The 18,888-nt window shown below is 40.8% G+C and carries 17 protein-coding genes; 10 read left to right on the forward strand and 7 right to left on the reverse strand.

Features of this window, described 5'->3' with window-relative positions:
• Position 1 precedes the first annotated feature (1 nt).
• Positions 2–763, reverse strand: a complete 762-nt coding sequence (locus JWQ34_RS06675) for a hypothetical protein (protein WP_299355739.1) — start codon at positions 761–763, stop codon at positions 2–4.
• 143 nt (positions 764–906) lie between these two features.
• On the opposite strand from JWQ34_RS06675, the gene JWQ34_RS06680 reads away from it, so the two are divergent.
• Positions 907–1,578 carry a cytochrome b/b6 domain-containing protein gene (locus JWQ34_RS06680; RefSeq protein WP_299355741.1) on the forward strand — a complete coding sequence of 224 codons (672 nt, stop codon included), beginning with the start codon at positions 907–909 and terminating at the stop codon, positions 1,576–1,578.
• 46 nt (positions 1,579–1,624) lie between these two features.
• Here JWQ34_RS06680 and JWQ34_RS06685 read toward each other — a convergent pair whose 3' ends face one another.
• Positions 1,625–3,271, reverse strand: a complete 1,647-nt coding sequence (locus JWQ34_RS06685; protein WP_299355743.1) for a glycosyltransferase family 39 protein — start codon at positions 3,269–3,271, stop codon at positions 1,625–1,627.
• Positions 3,272–3,548: 277 nt separating this feature from the next.
• Here JWQ34_RS06685 and JWQ34_RS06690 point away from each other — a divergent pair, with 277 nt between their 5' ends.
• From JWQ34_RS06690 to JWQ34_RS06700, 3 genes are all read left to right on the forward strand, one after another.
• Positions 3,549–4,082: a DUF2911 domain-containing protein gene (locus JWQ34_RS06690; protein ID WP_299355745.1), complete on the forward strand. Its 534-nt coding sequence runs from the start codon at positions 3,549–3,551 to the stop codon at positions 4,080–4,082.
• An 87-nt stretch (positions 4,083–4,169) separates the two neighbouring features.
• Complete coding sequence (locus JWQ34_RS06695; protein WP_299355747.1) at positions 4,170–5,243, forward strand: DUF3810 domain-containing protein; 1,074 nt, start codon at positions 4,170–4,172, stop codon at positions 5,241–5,243.
• Positions 5,244–5,302: 59 nt separating this feature from the next.
• Positions 5,303–5,788 carry a hypothetical protein gene (locus tag JWQ34_RS06700; RefSeq protein WP_299355749.1) on the forward strand — a complete coding sequence of 162 codons (486 nt, stop codon included), beginning with the start codon at positions 5,303–5,305 and terminating at the stop codon, positions 5,786–5,788.
• Between the two features lie 3 nt (positions 5,789–5,791).
• On the opposite strand, the gene JWQ34_RS06705 is transcribed toward JWQ34_RS06700, so the two are convergent.
• Together JWQ34_RS06705 and trxA are read right to left on the reverse strand one after the other, a co-directional pair.
• Positions 5,792–6,043: a hypothetical protein gene (locus JWQ34_RS06705; protein ID WP_299355751.1), complete on the reverse strand. Its 252-nt coding sequence runs from the start codon at positions 6,041–6,043 to the stop codon at positions 5,792–5,794.
• Between the two features lie 158 nt (positions 6,044–6,201).
• Positions 6,202–6,498 carry a thioredoxin gene (gene trxA, locus JWQ34_RS06710; RefSeq protein ID WP_299355753.1) on the reverse strand — a complete coding sequence of 99 codons (297 nt, stop codon included), beginning with the start codon at positions 6,496–6,498 and terminating at the stop codon, positions 6,202–6,204.
• Between the two features lie 129 nt (positions 6,499–6,627).
• Here trxA and JWQ34_RS06715 point away from each other — a divergent pair, with 129 nt between their 5' ends.
• The gene (locus JWQ34_RS06715; protein WP_299355755.1) at positions 6,628–7,194 is read left to right on the forward strand and encodes an isochorismatase family protein; all 567 of its coding nucleotides are present in this window, start codon (positions 6,628–6,630) and stop codon (positions 7,192–7,194) included.
• A 52-nt stretch (positions 7,195–7,246) separates the two neighbouring features.
• Here the strand turns inward: JWQ34_RS06715 and JWQ34_RS06720 are convergent, their stop codons facing one another.
• Complete coding sequence (locus tag JWQ34_RS06720) at positions 7,247–8,413, reverse strand: Gfo/Idh/MocA family oxidoreductase (RefSeq protein WP_299355757.1); 1,167 nt, start codon at positions 8,411–8,413, stop codon at positions 7,247–7,249.
• 387 nt (positions 8,414–8,800) lie between these two features.
• Between JWQ34_RS06720 and kaiC the strand changes: the two genes are divergently transcribed.
• The 4 genes from kaiC to JWQ34_RS06740 are packed head-to-tail and all read left to right on the forward strand — an operon-like array spanning position 8,801 to position 12,806.
• A complete protein-coding gene (gene kaiC / locus JWQ34_RS06725) occupies positions 8,801–10,540 on the forward strand; it encodes a circadian clock protein KaiC (protein WP_299355759.1) in 1,740 nt (579 codons plus the stop codon).
• Entirely contained in the window at positions 10,515–10,826 is a 312-nt protein-coding gene (locus JWQ34_RS06730) for a circadian clock KaiB family protein (protein ID WP_299355761.1), read from the forward strand. The genes kaiC and JWQ34_RS06730 overlap by 26 nt, the downstream gene beginning before the upstream one ends.
• Positions 10,827–10,836: 10 nt before the next feature.
• Complete coding sequence (locus JWQ34_RS06735) at positions 10,837–11,142, forward strand: circadian clock KaiB family protein (RefSeq protein ID WP_299355763.1); 306 nt, start codon at positions 10,837–10,839, stop codon at positions 11,140–11,142.
• Between the two features lie 8 nt (positions 11,143–11,150).
• The gene (locus JWQ34_RS06740; protein ID WP_299355765.1) at positions 11,151–12,806 is read left to right on the forward strand and encodes an ATP-binding protein; all 1,656 of its coding nucleotides are present in this window, start codon (positions 11,151–11,153) and stop codon (positions 12,804–12,806) included.
• A 95-nt stretch (positions 12,807–12,901) separates the two neighbouring features.
• Here the strand turns inward: JWQ34_RS06740 and JWQ34_RS06745 are convergent, their stop codons facing one another.
• Positions 12,902–15,931: a DUF2723 domain-containing protein gene (locus tag JWQ34_RS06745; RefSeq protein WP_299355767.1), complete on the reverse strand. Its 3,030-nt coding sequence runs from the start codon at positions 15,929–15,931 to the stop codon at positions 12,902–12,904.
• A gap of 341 nt (positions 15,932–16,272) precedes the next feature.
• Positions 16,273–17,571 (reverse strand): MFS transporter, encoded by a 1,299-nt coding sequence (locus JWQ34_RS06750; protein ID WP_299355769.1) that lies wholly within the window; start codon positions 17,569–17,571, stop codon positions 16,273–16,275.
• A gap of 39 nt (positions 17,572–17,610) precedes the next feature.
• Between JWQ34_RS06750 and JWQ34_RS06755 the strand changes: the two genes are divergently transcribed.
• On the forward strand, positions 17,611–18,825 hold the full coding sequence (locus JWQ34_RS06755; RefSeq protein WP_299355771.1) for a DUF2851 family protein: 1,215 nt from the start codon (positions 17,611–17,613) through the stop codon (positions 18,823–18,825).
• The last annotated feature ends 63 nt before the right edge of the window (positions 18,826–18,888 follow it).

The raw sequence follows: 18,888 nt of genomic DNA on the forward strand, positions 1-18,888 counted from the left end.
ACTAAAATCTGCGTCCCAAAATCACTTTAAATATTGATTTGTCGGTACTATTGGTTAAACCCCAGCCATATCCCGCGTTAAACTCCCAATCGGGGTTGAAACTTAGATCCGTCGCGACAAATATTTGATGTTGTTGATCGGTTGCACTGTAATAATGAAAAAAGGGCCCGGTACTGCCGTAATATTCTAACCCAAGGGCAACTACCTTACTAACATCATAGCTGGCTTTTACATTAGGCGAAAATATAAACCCCTGGTTTGACTCAGGCCCAACAAAACTTTTATCAATTGTGGGATTAAGCGCCACGTACAAACCTCCCCATTTTTTGTCAACAATAGGCCGTACTTCCAATGTAGTGGTATTGGCATCATAAGCCGCTTTTTGAAAGCCAAACTCAAACGATACGCTAACGCCAACCGGCCATTTCCAGGCATCGGGCGCTGCTACACGCGGGCGTATGTGTGAGCCTACATAATTAGTACGTCCATCGTTTCCAATAGTATTAAATATGTAAAATCCGGTTTCAAACCAGGGTGTCCAGCCATGAGTTATCTCAATGGTTTCGTGGAATACATGGTTGGTGGGTAACACACCACCTTCAATGATTTTACTGCCATCAAAAGTAAAATTGCTATGCAACTCCAGCATGGTACGGCCTTTCTCAACCGTTTCAGATCCGTACACCTGTATTTCGTAATTTCCTTGCGCACTAACTTTTGTAAATCCAAATAGTAGAGCGCCAAGGAGTAATTTTTTAAACATTGTGTTTGTTTTTAGGTTAACTAAACGTACAAATAAATTCTGTATCTATCTTGAAGCAAGGCCACAACTACTAAATTGCAACAACATTGTTATAGATAATTGAAATAAAAACATCAGTTTAGTACTTAAAATAAATATTTAATATGAGCGCGATAGAACCCGTTAAGCAGGATATTAATCATCCGACAGAAATAAAAAAATTTTCCTTTTCACTGCGTCTTTGGCATTGGTTAAATGTTATTGTAATAACCGGGTCGTTGCTAACTGTCTTGATAAATTCAACCCTGTTGGATGACAGATCAAATGGTGCATTTATTAAAAACGAGTTACAAAAGGTGGGGTCGGCGGTTACTGATAAACAAATTCAACCTGTAGCTCATGCCATGAGTGATAACGTATGGGGCATACACGTGTATTTTGGATATGCATTGGTGACATTGCTTGTTTTTAGACTTGTTTTAGAGTTTTTTCAACTGGCAGATCAAAAATTGATACGTGTTATAAAAACCGCGTACCATAATTACTTCATCACCAAAAAACAAAGAGAGCTAGCCCGACACGAGCTGGTAGTTAAAACCATATATGCCGTATTTTATTTAATGCTGATAACTATGGCGGTAACGGGTTTGTTTTTGGCTTTCGAGGACTTTTTTAAGCCCTATAAATCTATACGCAATTCGGTTAAAAACGTGCATGGTTTTACTATGTACCTAATACTGGGCTTTATTGTTATCCATATAGTAGGCGTGCTTTTAGCAGAGCGTAAGGACAGCAAAGGCATTGTATCTGACATGATCAACGGCGGCGGTGAGTAAAATGATTTCGGATTTCGAATTTTTGATTTCGGATTTATTTCTTTGTTTACTTTGTTATTAGATATACTTTATCCAAGGTTTTATCCCGCGTAGCGCTGTTTACAAACTGCGGCAATATCCGCTCTTGCGAGTAGTTTGTAAACGATTGCAAAACGTGATAGGGGATATGGTTAGCTATCAAATGGTTGAGTAAGTATTGGGTAACATAAAAAACAGCGGTCGAATCTGCTTTTTTAAATTGTTCTATAGGTAAATAATCAACCGGCTTATTACATTCAAACTGGAACACATTACTTTCCATCCGCGCAGCGTAAATGTGGTTTTTAACATATTGGGGCTGATTAATATATTTAGCCGCGGCAACCTGCCCGTTATAACCTGCTATAGTTGGATACAGCACCGTTGCCAAATAAAAATTAGCAAATAGCGCCGCGCAGCAGTTAATAAAAAATGCTTTTTTATGCAGATCCTTAACTTGTTTGCTTATTAATGTTATCAGCAGGAAAAATGCCCCGCAGTCAATAATAAAAAACGTAAAGCTGGCCGGTTTTAAAAAGAAGTTGATAACAAATACCAGCAAAGTAAGTAAAGCAATATAGATCCATTGGTTAATGAGCCTGAACTTAGTGCCAAATTTAGATAGTTGCTTATAGCAATAAGGCGCGGTTACTATAGCAAACAGCGGGAACACCGTATTGGCATAAAACGGTAGCTGGAACTTTGATAACGAGAACAATAACAGCAGTATTAAGCCGCCACATAGCGTATAATATTCGGGCAATTGTGTTTTGTAATAGATTTGGCGCAGGCGTTTATAAACCGCGTAATAAAACAACAGGCACCAGGGCGCAAATGCCCATAATAAGGTGTGCAAGTAGAAGAAAATATCGCCGCTTTTTGCTCTGCTGATAGGGCCGTTGTTTACAAAACGGCCAAACTGGCTATCCCATAAAAACCATTTAATGCCCGATACATTATGCCGCTCGAAAACGAACTTTTCGGGATGCATATCAAATTGCAGGTATAGGGCATAAAACTCGGGCAGGGTAAATATCAGCGTCAACAAATACAACCCTATAAATTTTAAGCTGAACAAGCTGGTAAATTTTTTCTTAAAGATAAGCTGACCTAACAAAGCACCATAAATAGCCACGATTACAAATATGCCCTTGGTCATGATAGCGCAGGCAGTAAGCAGGGCAGCCAGCAGCAAGTCCTTTACTGTAAACTTATCCTCTAAATTAGTGATGTGATAAATACTCCCTATTACCAAACCCATCAGGTAAGGCTCGGCGCGCACGTCTGTGTTAGACATGATGACATATTGCGAAGTCATCAAAATCAATACTGCTACAGCCGCCGCCTCCCAATCATAATACTTGCGGGCGAACAGGTAGGTATACCTAGCGCTTATTAAAAAGAAAAGCAAAGCAGGTAACCGGTAGGCCCATACACTTATACCAAACAGCTTAAAGCTCAACATGGCCATCCAAAAAGGGAAATGCGGCTTATCCAACCAGTCCTGATTGTAGGTAAAAAGCTGTAAAATATCGTGTTTATAGATCAGGTTTTTCGCTATAGACGCGTACAGCCCGGGGTCGTCTGTAAAGAATTTAACATTTATGCCCGCTACGTTAACCGCAAATGCCAAAACAAACAGTAATAAATAAATGGGCTTATCTGTATTCTTCATTCATGCAAATAAAGTGTAATAATAGGTTTTTTAGGTGTGTGATGCGGCATAAAAGCACAAAAAAACCCTTGCCTTTTGGGCAAGGGCCAACTCACAACAATTGTTTAACCTTGGGCTATGAAACCCTCAGTCAATTCCTAACTGCAATGCGAATCATTTGTTATAACACCTTATACTCAACTTGGTTTTAACTTTTAGTGGAAAAAAAACCTTTTTATTAGGTGGTGACAATCAAAATTCAAGCTATCTTTATATTGTAAATCAATTTAACCAAAACATGAAAAAAGTATTTCAATTAAAAGCAATTGCAGGGTTTGTAGTTGCCCTTTTAATCTCGACTGTTGCCTGCGCGCAAAAAGGCAAAATGGTTGCAAGCCCACGTGATAGCGTGAGTGGTAAAGTACATGGTGCTAACATCAGCATTAATTACGGGTCGCCATCTGTAAAGGGTCGTAAAATTTATGGGGGCTTACAGCCATACGGTAAAATGTGGAGAGCCGGTGCAAACGAGGCTACTAAATTTACTACCGATAAAGACATTATGGTTGAAGGTAAAAAATTACCTGCAGGCTCATATTCGTTCTTTGTAACGCCCGGCGAAAAAGAGTTTACAATTACATTTAACTCGCAAACCGGCCAATGGGGTATAAAAGGCGGTGGTGCTGCAAATGAAGATCCTGCAAAAGATGTAGTGGTTGCAACTGTTACGCCAAAACCGGTTGATATGACCGAGCGTTTAAAATACGTAATAACATCAAAAGGCTTTGAATTGGTATGGGATACAACTTCTATACCCGTATCTATAAAATAAGCGTACATAAAGTAATTTGCTTAAAATAGCGATGGTTTTATACCCATCGCTATTTTTGTTTGCACTAAGCCTATATTTGTATTGCAAATGCCTATTAAACCAAATAAAATACAAAAGCAATTAATTGCTATCGTGATACTGGCCATAGCGCTTTTTTTGCTCGGCGTGTTCGAGGATCATCCCGCAGCGGTAGAGCGGTATTACTCGCAGGGGGTATATGTTTTTATTTGCCGGGTCATACATCCGGTGCTCAACCTGTTCCCGTTTAGTGTTGGCGATGTTATTTATGTTGCGGTAGTGATCTGGTTAATTTACCTGGCTGGTAAATTAATAGGGCTGCTTTTTAAAAAGCAATTTAAACGTGCCTGTATTTTAACATTGGGCGTGGTTATAGGTATACAAACCGCCATGCTGGTTTTTTATTTGTTTTGGGGATTAAACTATTTCAGGCCATCTGCAGGTAAGCGTTTAAACTTGCGCGATACCAGCTTTACCACTGCCGACTTGCAAGATGTTACCTGCACTATTATTGATAGTACTAATGCCGTCCGTGCGCATATTACGCATGACGATACTTTGCAAACCAACAGCCAGATTTACCAAACCGCGGTAAATGCCATCAGTAAAATATCTGCCGACTCGGTTAGTTTTCGTGCTTATCATCCCCATATAAAACCATCGTTGCTTACGCCGTTGATAAACTATTTAGGTACATCGGGCTATTATAATCCGTTTACTACCGAGGCGCAAATGAATTACCAGATGCCTTATTTTGAACGCCCATTTGTGGCTTGCCATGAAATGTCGCACCAGATAGGGTATGGGCCTGAGGATGAAGCAAATTTCGCGGGCTTCCTGGCGGGTATCGGCTCGCAAGATAGGTTATTGAGATACTCGGCCTATCAGTGTGCTTTAAACGAATGTATGCGTGCCCTGCGCCGCAGGGACACTGTTGCCAATAACGAATTAAAAACACATATAACCAAAGTTGTACGTACCGACCTGCGGGCACAACGGGCCTACTGGATGGCTTATGCCAGCAGGGTAGGTATAATAAGTAGTATCTTTTATGATGATTATTTAAAAGCCAATAATCAGCCGCATGGTATGGAAACCTATAACCAAATGGTATTATTGTTGATGGCCTGGTATACCAGGTGATGCCATTATTTATAAAAGTTTGTTAATTTTAAGCATTATTACCCCTGTAATTAAAACGAATGAAAAAGTACCTGTTAACCTTGTTGGTTTATTTATGCTGTGTACATTCTTATGGGCAAACCATTAGTTTGTTTAACTTAATAAATTTAACCAGTCTTAATAATTTACAAGCAGGCAGTAACCTTACTTCGGGTAAAACATGGTGCCTGCAATATGGCGAACAAGTAAACGGATTTTTAATAGAACATTACCAAACACCAGGCTTTACCAATAAAAAGGAAACTATTATTATCGGCGCCGGTTCTAAAACCTCAAGCGGATCTATATTACATACAGTAAGTTACATTACCCCTAATACGCAGGACGTGATCAATCTGGTAAAGCAAACAAAAATATCCGGCCTAACCATGTTTTTCCAGGGAGCGGATAAGTTGGATAATATATACATTTACGAAAACTTTCTGTACCACATGGTAGTGCGCCTAAGCCTTGATAACAGCAAAGGCGTAATTGATGTTACACAAAAACAGGTATTTGTTGAGTAAGCCTTAAAAAGCGTACGAATAATAATTACTGATGTGCTTCTCCAGCTGGTCCATCAAGGCTTTTTTTAGTTTGCCCTTATAGCATACAATTTTGTTTTGCGGCGTATAGCTAACCTCGCCCAAAACCTCGCCTTGCTTAATTACTTTAAAATTGTTTTGTGTGCCAGGTAAAACAGTTAAGTTATGCTCTTCATTAGCATCCTTCACTAATACGTGGAACTGGCGCTGCGGTATAAAATGTGCTTGCTGTGACATAGTAACCCCCGGTTTTAAGAGATTTATAATTTAGTTTTTTTAGACAGTACTAATATAACAGCTAGCTTAAGGCAATTAGTACATCTCAATGTAATTTCTGCCTTAAAAGTCTGTAGCCAAATATAATAGCCGGCTGTAAAGCCAGTGTTAAGTTATAGTTATAAATACTGTGTTATAATTTGCTGTAATTGGTTGGCCTGTACCACGCCGCTTTGTCGCCATTTGGTTTGCCCCTGTTTAAATATCATTAAGGTAGGGACACTTTGTATTTTATACACATTTGCCGCGGAAGGGTTTTTATCAATATCAATTTTTATAATAGTTATTTTATCACCCATGTTGCTTTTAAGTTGTTGCAAAATTGGGGGCATCATCTGGCATGGGCCGCACCACTCTGCCGAAAAATCAACCAAAACAGGTTTTTCTGATGCGATGATCTCTTGGAAATTTGCCATGATGTTATAATTGTATTTGATGATATAACAATGCAGCTGCAAATGTGTTTGCTAAATTTATCTAACCTTAATTTTACAAAACCAATAATATTAAACAGGTAAATTCGCTCTGCATCTACACCAAAAACTATGATAACCGCATTAGATAAAAGGACAGCATTAGTATTAATTGATCTGCAAAAGGGAGTTGTAACTTATCCTGTAGCACATCCTATAGAAACTATTTTGATGCACGCGGCCAAACTGGTAGCCGCTTTCCGTAAAGCGGGGCAGCCTATAGTTATAGTAAATGTTAATCCAGCAGGCCCGTGGACAAAATCACGTAAAGAGCCTGCATCACCACGCCCTGCGCCGCCAGCCGATTGGGCCGATATTGCGCCCGAAATTAAAACAGAACCCACCGATATTTTCATTACCAAACATACCTGGGGTGCTTTCTTTGAAACTGCCTTAGATGATGAATTGAAAAAGAGAAACGTTACCGGTATTGTGATAGGAGGTGTATCAACCAGTAGAGGAGTTGAGGGTACCGCCCGCCAAGCCAGCGAGCTGGGTTATAACATAACCTTTGCTACTGATGCTATGACCGATATGGTTGCCGATGCTCACGCCAATAGTATAAAATATATTTTCCCGGGGATAGGAGAGGTTGGAGTGACTGATAGTGTTATAGAACAGTTGGCAGTTGCCGGTTAGCAGTTGCCAGTTTTAGATGCTACTGCCAACTGCCTACTTATAACTGCAAACTTTACAAATGCACATCAATTATCTGCGCTTTCTTAGTTGCCAGCAATGCCAGTTCTGTTGCCAAAAAGCAATGCGCCTGCGGCATAGCGGTTTCAGTACGGTTAATTATATCATCAATCAACTGCCCGCCAAATGGAAGCGGATCTTTACTGCAATCAAAGTATTTGATCTCTTTTTGATTAGCCAGGAAAAGATGATCGCCACCGGGGCGACCCGCCAGATCAATAGTTTTGCGTACTTCAATATAACCTTCTGTCCCTAATATGGTCAGGCGGCCATCGCCAAATGTGCTTACACCATTAGGCGTGAACCAATCTAACCTGATATAGCCCATGCCACCATTACCGCGTAGCATAACATCACCAAAATCATATAGCTTTGGATATTGCGGATGATTAACATTACCCATTTGTGATGCAACAACCTCGGCTTTGGTACTGCCGGTAAAAAACAAATACTGATCAAATTGGTGCGAACCGATATCGGTAAGAATAGGGCCGCAATATTTGGTGTCAAAATACCATTCAGGCCTGGTTTCGGGGGTCATTTTATGGGGTGCCAGGTTAACGGTTTGTATAACCTTGCCAATGGCGCCGGCCTTGACCAACTCGCCGGCTCTAACTGTTGCACGGTTTTCAAACCGTTCGCTAAACATAATCGAATAAATGCGCTTAGTTTCTTTTTGTACGCGTTTTACTTCGGCAAACTGTTCCGGCGTAATAACGCCGGGTTTATCAACCAGGTAATCTTTGCCATGTTTCATTACATGTATGCCTAATGGCGCACGATCAATAGGTATACCCGAGCTTAGTACCAGTTGTATGGTTGGGTCTTCTAATATTTCATTCTCGCTTTTGGCTTGTTTTGCTTTTGGGTATTTTTTTGCGAATTGAGCTAACAGATCAGCCTCTTTGATATAATAAGACACCAGTTCGCCGCCACCTTTTTGTACCGCGCCTATCATGCCATAAATATGGCTATGGTTTATGCCGATAACAGAAAATTTGATCCTGGTTTCAACAGGTTTTTCTGGGGTATAAACAACAGGTTCATAGCTTACTTTGGCTGACGCTGCCAACGGGAATGCCGGTAATAAAGCTATACCTGCTGCTACCGCGGCTGTGTCTTTAATAAAATTTCTGCGATTGGATGATCTTGTGTTTTTCATTTCTTTATTATGCGGGCTGCATAGGTTTTTAATTAATTGAAGGTACTAAATTCAACTAACTAAATGCAAACCGGCAGTAATAATAAAACCAGTTAACTTTAAGGCATGAAGAAAACCCCAGACACTTTCAAGCACCGAATCTTTTTAAAAGGCATAGAAGCCTTTTTTACCCGCTTAGTGTTTATTGTTCATTAAAATAGTACCCCTGCCAGTTACTATACCCCCCCCCAAAAAAAAGTTTACCGTCTGTATTGAGTTGAAAATATAAATTTTTTGATACAAATTTATTTCTTTAAAACAATTTAAATATGATTGATATTATCATACCAATTTAATATGTGCTAATGATTTGAGCTATAAAACTCACTGAATAAAAATTAATTGAAGATGAGTACATCACCTAAAAAATCACAAGTTCACCACCCATCATTACCAAAAACACCCACGGGTATTATTGGCCTTGATGAAATTACTGATGGGGGACTACCGAAAGGACGGCCCACATTAATTTGTGGCGAGGCTGGCTGTGGTAAAACATTAATGTCGCTTGAATTTTTAATTCGGGGCGCTACCGAGTTTAATGAACCCGGTGTTTTTATGGCTTTTGAAGAAAAAGCCTCTGAACTGACAATGAACGTTGCTTCATTAGATTTTGACCTGGATAAACTGCAGGCGCAAAAGAAAATAAGGCTTGATTACGTTCATATAGACCGTAGCGAAATAGAAGAAACCGGCGAGTATAACCTGGAAGGATTGTTTATTCGGTTGGGGTATGCAATTGATCATATTAAAGCTAAAAGAGTAGTGTTAGATACATTGGAAAACTTATTTTCGGGTTTAAACAATCAAACTATACTACGTGCCGAACTGCGCCGCTTGTTTCAATGGCTAAAAGAGAAGGGGGTTACAGCTATCATTACCGGCGAGAAAGGCGAGGGCCCGGCGCTAACCCGACAAGGACTGGAAGAGTATGTATCAGACTGTGTGATACTGTTAGACCATAGAGTTATTAACCAGATATCAACCCGGCGGTTAAGGGTTATTAAATATCGTGGATCGATACACGGAACTAACGAATACCCGTTTCTGATTGATGAGGAAGGAATATCTGTATTGCCTATCACCTCTTTAAAATTAGAAAAAGAAGTATCCTCAGGAAGAATATCATCAGGCATACCGGCAATGGATAAGATGCTGGGCGGTCACGGATTTTTTAAAGGCAGCAGCATCCTGGTATCGGGCACGGCAGGTACAGGCAAAACTAGCATAGCCGCCTATTTTGCCAATGAAACCTGTAAACGCGGCGATAAATGTATCTATTTCGCGTTTGAAGAATCTCCTAAACAGATCATCCGTAACATGCATTCTATTGATGTTGATTTGCAAAGACATATTAATAAGGGGCTTTTACAATTTCATGCGTCGCGCCCAACTTTACATGGGTTAGAGATGCACCTGGTGGTCATGTACAAGGTTATTAAAAAGTTTAAGCCCGATGTTGTAGTGCTTGACCCTATAACCAACTTAATTACTGTAGGTTCTGTGAGCGAGGTTAAAGCAATGCTTATACGCCTGATAGATTTTTTACAGGAAGAGCAAATTACAGTAATGTTTACCGCCTTAACTTTAAACAACATTGTTAATGAGCAAACAGACGAAGGGGTTTCATCACTGGTTGATGCCTGGATACTGGTAAGAGATATTGAATTTAACGGCGAGCGTAACCGAGGTATGTATATTATGAAATCGCGCGGTATGAAACATTCTAACCAGGTGCGCGAGTTTATTATTACCGACAAAGGACTGGACCTGGTTGAAGTTTACCTTGGCCCAGAAGGAGTTTTAACCGGATCTGCACGCGAGGCACAGAAATTGCATGAACAAACCGGCGAGGTGCTGCGCGACTTTGCAGTAAGCAGCAAAGATCGCGAATTAACACGTAAGCGCAAGGTGCTGGAAGCTAAAATATCTAACCTGCAAATGGAGTTCGAGTCGGCAGAAGAAGAGTTGAATAAAATGTACCAGCAAGAAGAATTAATAAAACAGGCAGCGCTAAATTCCAGGTTGGAAATTACCAGCCGCAGGCGCGGCGAATACCGGGATGAGAAAGGGAAAATTAATGACTAAAGAAAAAGAAGTTAAAGAATACGAGTTAAGGTTATACATTGCTGGTAAGACGGCAAAGTCTGTAATGGCCCTGGCTAATCTTAAAAAATATTGCGAAGAGCATTTAAAAGGGCAATATAAAATTGAGGTGATAGACCTATTGATACAACCACAACTAGCCGAAGGTGACCAGATATTTGCTATCCCTACGCTAGTGCGTAAAGTGCCAGAACCTATCCGTAAAATTATTGGCGATCTATCAAACGAAGAAAAAGTATTGGTGGGTTTAAACATACGGCCTGCATAAGCAACTTATAATGACAGAGCTACAACAAGTGCCCGAATATGATGCAAATGGAATGTACCAATTACGTTTGTTTGTAACCGGTGCATCGCCAAACTCAACTCGTGCTATATTGAATTTAAAGAATATATGCAACGAGTTTTTAAACGGTAAGCATGAACTGGAAATCATTGATGTACATCAGCAGCCTTTGCTGGTACAGCAAGAACAAATAGTTGCCCTGCCTATGCTGATTAAAAAAGGCCCCGGTGCAGAGCGCCGGCTAATAGGAGACATGTCTGACAGAGAAAAGGTACTAAGGGGGTTAGGCTTAAGTTAATTTTTGGAATGGAACGCGCTAAACTTACATATGATGAACTACTGAACGAAGCTGATGAACTTCGGTACCAGTTAGAAGAGGCTACCGATACCATTGAAGCCATACGCACCGGTCAGGTTGACGCTTTAATTGTCCAAGGCGATAGCGGGCACCAGTTATATACCCTTAAAACTGCCGACCAAACTTACCGAATGTTCATTGAAAAAATGAACGAAGGTGCGGTTACCCTTAATAAAGAGGGGTTGATATTGTACAGTAATTCGCGCTTTGCCGAGATGTTGAACATGCCATTGGAAAAGGTGATAGGGTTATCATTTAACATTTTTATCCTGCCAGATCATAAAGTAAAGTTTGATGCTTTAATTAAGGCTGCCTGGCAGGCTGAATGTAAGGAAGAAGTTGATTTGCTAAGCAAAAATAATGGGCCCGTACATTGCCTTTTATCGTGCAATACGCTTGAGTTGGACGAAGGCACGGCGTTAAGTTTGATACTGACTGATTTGACCATCCAAAAAGATACCGAGAAACAGTTAAAATTAAGAAATGAACAACTGGCAGAGGCCCAGAGCGCTACAGAAAAACTAAATGATGAGCTGGAAGATACGGTGCGCGACAGGACTGTGGACCTGGTTATTAGCCGCGAACACTTTAAGTTGCTGGCCAATAATATCCCCCAAATGACATGGACGAACCAGCCGGATGGGCAGGTGGATTTTTATAACTCACAATGGTACAACTATACCGGGCTTGATTTACACGCTATAAATAACAGCTGGCAGTTAGTTACACATCCGGATGATCTGATGTTAACAAACGAAAAGTTTGACCATGCACTGCAAACAGGCGAGGTGTTTGAAGTAGAAAACCGTTATAAAAGAGCCGATGGTACTTACCGGTGGCATTTAAATAGGGCAGTACCTCTGCGGGATGAGGCAGGAAAAATACTCTTTTGGGTTGGAACCGCTACTGATATTGAAGACCAGAAAAAAGAGATAGAAAAGAAAGATGAGTTTATTGGCATTGCCAGCCATGAGCTAAAAACACCGTTAACCAGTTTAAAAGGTTACCTGCAGCTCATCGGTCTTAAAAAGGAAAGCTTGCCCAATGGCGTTAAACAATACCTGGATAAATCAATAGGCTCATTAAATAAATTACAACGCCTGGTAAACGATTTGCTTGATGTAAGTAAGATACAAGCCGGCCGGCTTGAATATGCAATGCATCCCGTTAATTTAACCGAACTGGTAAGGGGATGTACAGAAAACGTCCGTCATGTTTATCCAGGCTACAATTTTGAAAACCATGCGGAAGCCGGACTTGTTGTTAATGGTAATGAAGAGCGTTTAGAGCAAGTACTCATGAATTTAATTAACAATGCGGTTAAGTACTCGCCGGTTAATAAAAACATAGTTATTGATGCCGCAAAGCACAACGACCATATCCGGGTTTCTGTAGCCGATAACGGTATAGGCCTATCAGCCGGGCAAAAAGGAAAAATATTTGAACGCTTTTACCGTGTTGAAGATAAGAAGTACATGTCCAGCGGCTTGGGTATGGGGCTTTATATATCGCAAGAGATCATCAAAAATCATCACGGCCTGATCGGCGTAGACAGCGAATTAGGTAAGGGTTCTACGTTTTATTTTGATTTGCCGGCGATATAGCAAAGCTTTTGGCTGCGCTCGCAATTTGACAGAAAACTTGTAAACAAAAGAGGCGATGCTATTAGCATCGCCTCTTTTGTTTTATGAATAACTTCTTATTGATTCTTAAAAATAGCGGCAAACTTAGTTTCGTAGCTTTTTCTTTCCGCATCTAATTTGTTATATAGCTCGGTTTGATGATTGTTCCTGGCTTCATCAGACATGGCGTATATTAACTGAATGCCCATCTGCACATCGTGCGGGTTAAACGCGCCAGAGTTATTATTTAGCTGTACATAGCAATAATCCAATTGGTCGGTTATGTAATTATTAATACTAGTTACGTATTTGGTAGCTAACGCGATATCATGCAACTGGTAAGCAGTTTGCGCCACATAAAACTTGCTGCCGGTAACGCGCATATCAACATTCAGATCAGGCATTACTTCATCATATTTATGCAGTACGTTTCGCGCCAGGTCTTCATGGCCCTGGTGTATCAGGTTTTGTATCAGGTCAAGGAAGGTTGATATCAATACAGGGTAAAACATAGTTGTCGACTCATGATCCAGGTATTTGGCAGTTTTGTACTGGCCAAATTTAAACTTGGTCATCATATTATTGTACATTACCATGGTATTAACCTTAGCAGACGGATCTTTATAAGCGGTATCAGCTTTAAGCGGCATTAAATGATATACAAATCCTTCTTTATACAAGTAAGGCTGCATACCTATTAAGTTTTCATTGCCTACTGTAATAGCAAAGCATATAGGTCTTTTCCAGTTATTATGGGCCAATATATCCAGCATAGCCAGGTTATCCTTCATAATGTAGTTAGAAGTGTATTTCCACTTCATGGTATCTGTTAAACGGCTCCTCATGCTATCAGGCACCACATTATACTTAGCTATATCTGCCGGGTTAATGGTTATCTTAAAGTTTTTAGTAGGCAGATAATTAGCAGTTTCACCGCTTGGGTAGGTTGTCATCACACGCTGATCGTCTGTTGATATAAAATCAAAAATGTCTTTCACTTCCGTGTAACCCGGTATTTTGGCATCGCGGTAATACAATACATCGCGTATGCCGTCTTTGTATTTATCAAACGGCATAGTTATAGGTAATGCATCCGCTTCGTTCATTTTACGCTGCATCTGGTGTATGTACCAATCGCCGGTAAATAAACTTAGGTTAACCAAACGCACATCGGGGCGTATATTTTCAACCTCCTGGGCATACCATACGCAGTAGGTGTCATTATCGCCATAAGTAAACAAAATAGCATTTGGCGGGCACGACATCAGGTAATCGTAAGCCATATCATGCGCTACCATTTTGGTCGAGCGGTCATGCGCTTTCCACTCTTCTGCAGCTAATACTGTCGGTACGGCCAATAAGCAAATTAAAGTAGCTACGTAAGCGGCGGTTTTAGCATTTATAGCTTTTCTTAGCAGCTCGGCCAGCGCAATTACGCCCAGGCCTATCCATATAGCAAAGGCGTAAAACGAACCTACATAAGAGTAATCTCTTTCGCGGGGTTGTACCGATGGTTGATTAACGTAAATTATAATAGCCATCCCGGTAAAGAACCATAATAAAGCCACAATAAGCGCATCGCGTTTTTTACGCTGAAAGTGGTACCACATACCTATTAAACCTAATATTAGCGGTAACGCAAATAACGGTGTATAAGTAAGGCCATGTGTTACAGATTTTGGTAAATGTTTGGTACCATCTAATATACCGGTGGTCCAGTCGCCATCAACATAACCTTTAATTCCGCCTGTTTGCTGCTGGCCGTCCATATCATTTACACGGCCTACAAAATTCCACATAAAGTACCTTACGTACATTTGGTAGGTTTGCCAGCTAAAAAAGAATTTTAAGTTATCGGCAAAATTAGGCACATCAGTCTCGCCCAAACGCAGCCAGTCCCTGTAAAACTGTGGATCTTGTCCCTCTGTACTATACATACGCGGGAAAATGGTGGTATGATCATACACATAATTTTGCTTTTTGCCCGATATCTCGTACTTAGTCGCACCCTTACGATACATATTGGCACCATCAGTCTGGTCGGTAACTTTAGCATCAAAATAAGGGCCTGAAATTAACGGGGTTTCGCCATACTGTATACGGTTTAAGTAGCCGTTTAAAGTAAACGCGTTATCCGGGTGCGAGTTATCCAGGTTGGTGTTTGCGGTTGCGCGGATAGGGATATAAACAAACGCGCTATAGCCAAAATATATAAACGCCACGCATAAAAAAGCCAGGTTTAAAACAGATTTGGCATTGCGTATGCTGTAAACTATACCGCCAACCAATATACCGATCAGTAATAAGAAAAAGAAGATAGAACCCGTGCCGAAACCAAGGCCCAGGGTGTTTACAAAAAATAAATCGAAATAGGCTGATAATTGGATAGTCCATTGCCTTATACCAAATTGTACTAAACCCAGTATAACTATGCTCACCAAAAATGCAAGCAAGGCACTTTTAACCGTGATAGTTTTTGTCCTGCGGAAGTAGTAAACCAATGATAATGCCGGTATGGTTAGCAAGTTAAGTAAGTGGATCCCTATTGATAAACCAATTATATAAGCTATAAATATTAACCACTTATCGGCACCCGGCTCATCAGCATGGGCATCCCATTTAAGTATGGCCCAAAACACAACCGATGTACATAAGGCTGATAGCGCAAACACAATAGTCTCGACAGCCGAGAACCAGAAAGTATCAGTATAAGTAAAAGCTAAAGCGCCTACTAAGCCTGCGCCCATAATTAAGGTGATGCGGGTAGTATCATTCTCGTTATCCGTAGCCGGAACCAGTTTTTTAGCCAAAGCGGTAATGGTCCAGAACAAAAACATAATGGTTGCACCACTTGCAATTGCCGACCCCATATTAGTAAAATAAGGCACCTTGGTATTATCGCCTAATGATAACAGCGAAAATGCTTTGCCCAGCATGGCAAACAAAGGATAACCCGGTTGGTGCGCTACTTGTAAACGAAACGCGCACGAAATAAATTCGCCACAATCCCAAAAGCTTACAGAAGGTTCTAAGGTTAAAATATAGGTCGCAGACGCTATAACAAAGCACAGCCAGCCTAGCAGGTTATTGATCTTTTTGTATTGCATGGATATAAGTATAGTTTATTCGATTTAGTAAATATCAGGTTTTTATGAAATAAAATTCATAGTAAGCCCAATCATTAACATCTTTTAACATCTAAAAGATGTTTTGCCGCAAAGATGATAAAATTACTTTAACAGTTAAACCTATAAAAATGCTTTGTTAAAACTTTAATGGGCGGCAATTACTCACCCCGCCTACGCTTCGCTGGACGACCCTCTCTTCGCTGCGCGGAAATAGGGTAATTAAAAAATAAAAGATAAGGTAAAAATCAAACAACCCTCTTTACCGCTTGCGGAAGAGAGGGTGATCGAGCGAAGCAACGATCGGGTGAGTAAACGCCATCCTACTCCCCCTCAATCTTCGAATGTTTTCTCGTATCTTTCATAGTCACATAAATAACAAGCGATACCAAAATACAACCCGTTACATACCAATAAAACCATTCCTGATGACCGGCACTTTTAAAGGATAGCGCCAATGGCTCGGCAGTACCACCAAATATGGATACTGCCACACCATACGGAAACCCCACCCCCAATGCACGGATATTTGCTGGGAACAGCTCTGCCTTAACAACCGCATTTATAGATGTATAACCGCTTACAATAATAAGCGCACACATAATCAGGGCGAAGGCTACCCAAATATCTTTTGTTTGCCCCAGCGCCGTTAAAATGGGTACAGTGGCTAATGATCCGCAGATACCGAAACCAATCAGCAATGGCTTGCGCCCAATTTTATCAGACAGCAAACCAAACACCGGCTGTAGCAGCATAAATATTATTAAGGTGAGGGTTGATATCAACGTAGCACTGGCTTTAGAGAAGCCCGAGGTTATCACCAAAAACTTTTGCATATAAGTGGTGAACGTATAGAAAGCCACCGTACCCCCTAGGGTTAAGCCAAATACAGTTAATACTGCTTTAGGGTGCTCGGCCAATGCCTTTAGTGTTCCGCGGGCTGAGCGGGCCTTATCGTCTTTTTCAATAATTACCGATTCCTGTAAGCTGCGGCGCAAATACATCACCGTTACCGCCAATACCGACCCAATAGCAAACGGAATGCGCCATCCCCAGGCATGTAACTGGTCTTCGTTTAAAAAGGCGCGTTGCAACAATACCAGCACGCCTAAAGCTATCAACTGCCCGGCAATTAACGTTACGTATTGGAAGCTCGAATAAAATCCGCGATGCTTTTTGGTAGCCATTTCGCTTAAATAAGTGGCGCTGGTGCCGTATTCGCCGCCAACGCTTAGGCCTTGTATTATGCGGGCCAGCAATAATATAATGGGCGCTGCTACTCCTATTTGTTTATATCCCGGCGTTACAGCAATTAATAACGACCCAATGCTCATCAATAATACTGATAAAGTAAGTGCCTTTTTACGGCCGCTCCTGTCGGCGTAAGTCCCCATTACCCAGCCACCTATTGGCCGCATTAAAAAACCAATAGCAAATATGCCCGAGGTATTTAACAACTGTACTAACTCGCTACTCTTAGGAAAAAACGCCGCCGAAAAGTAAAGCGAAAAGGCTGTATAAACATACCAGTCGTACCACTCCACCAAATTACCTAATGAGCCGCCGATGATGGATTTGATGCGATGGGCGGTGGTTATGGGCGGGATTGTTTTGTTTGGCATAATGTTTATAAATATAAAATTATCTCCCTACATTAGTTAATGCTTTTCACCGAAGACTTTTTACACTACATCTGGAAGTTCCGTTTATTTGAACGAAGTAATCTACAAACTACAACCGGTGAAGTAATTGAGATCCTTTCTGCCGGGATGCACAATACAGATTCGGGCCCCGACTTTGGTAATGCGAGGATAAAAATCGGCGACACCCTATGGGCAGGAAATGTAGAACTGCACCTATCCTCATCCGATTGGAAAAAGCATAATCATACTACAGACAACGCTTACAATAATGTGATCCTGCATGTAGTTTACCGCGATGACGAGCCGGTAATATTACCCAATGGCCGCCCAATACCAACCCTCGAACTAAAAGACCGCATACCCGCCGACCTGTTTAACCGTTATCATAACCTGGTGTACGGCACGCAAACCATAATCCCCTGCGAAGCAAGCATTGGCAAACTGGATGATTTTACTTTAAAAACCTGGTTCACCCGGATCTTGATAGAACGACTGGAAAAAAAATCGGAAGCCGTTATTAAAGCGCTTGACGTTAACCGTGGGGATTGGGAAGAAACATTTTACCAGTTTTTAGCTGCCAACTTTGGGTTTAAAACTAATGCCGTTCCGTTTGAGTTGCTGGCGAAATCGCTGCCGCAAAACATCCTCGCGAAGCATAAAAGCAACCCGCTGCAAATAGAAGCATTGATATTTGGTCAGGCCGGATTTTTAAGCGGCGACCTGCAAGATGAATATCCGCAGAAATTAAAAACAGAGTACGCGTTTTTGAGAAAGAAATTTAGCCTTACGCCTGTTGATAACCATTTATGGAAATTTATGCGGATGCGGCCTTTAAATTTCCCAACTGTAAGACTGGCACAATTTGCCGCATTGGTAGTTAACTCAAACCATCTATTCTCTAAAGCACTGGATATAAAAGATGTAAAGAGCTTGCAAAAGCTATTTACTGATATTAAAGTTAATGCCTATTGGGACGATCATTATCAGTTTGACAAGCCATCAAAACCGGTATCAAAAAATATGGGGCAAACATCAGCCGATCTGTTGTTGTTAAATACATTGGCTTTATTTTTGTTTAGTTATGGTAAGCACAATCAGCAGGAATATTATATTAATCGCAGCTTAAAATTATTGGAAAGTTTGCCCGGCGAGAAAAATAATATCATTGCCGATTTTGATAGCCTGGGCGTAAAAGCAAATTCGGCGTTCGAATCGCAGGCATTATTGGAATGAAAAAACTATTATAGTAATTATAAGAAATGCCTGCAATGCAGCCTAGGAAATAAGATACTAAGA

The organism is Mucilaginibacter sp. (genome assembly GCF_028288185.1).
In the GTDB taxonomy this organism is placed as follows: domain Bacteria; phylum Bacteroidota; class Bacteroidia; order Sphingobacteriales; family Sphingobacteriaceae; genus Mucilaginibacter.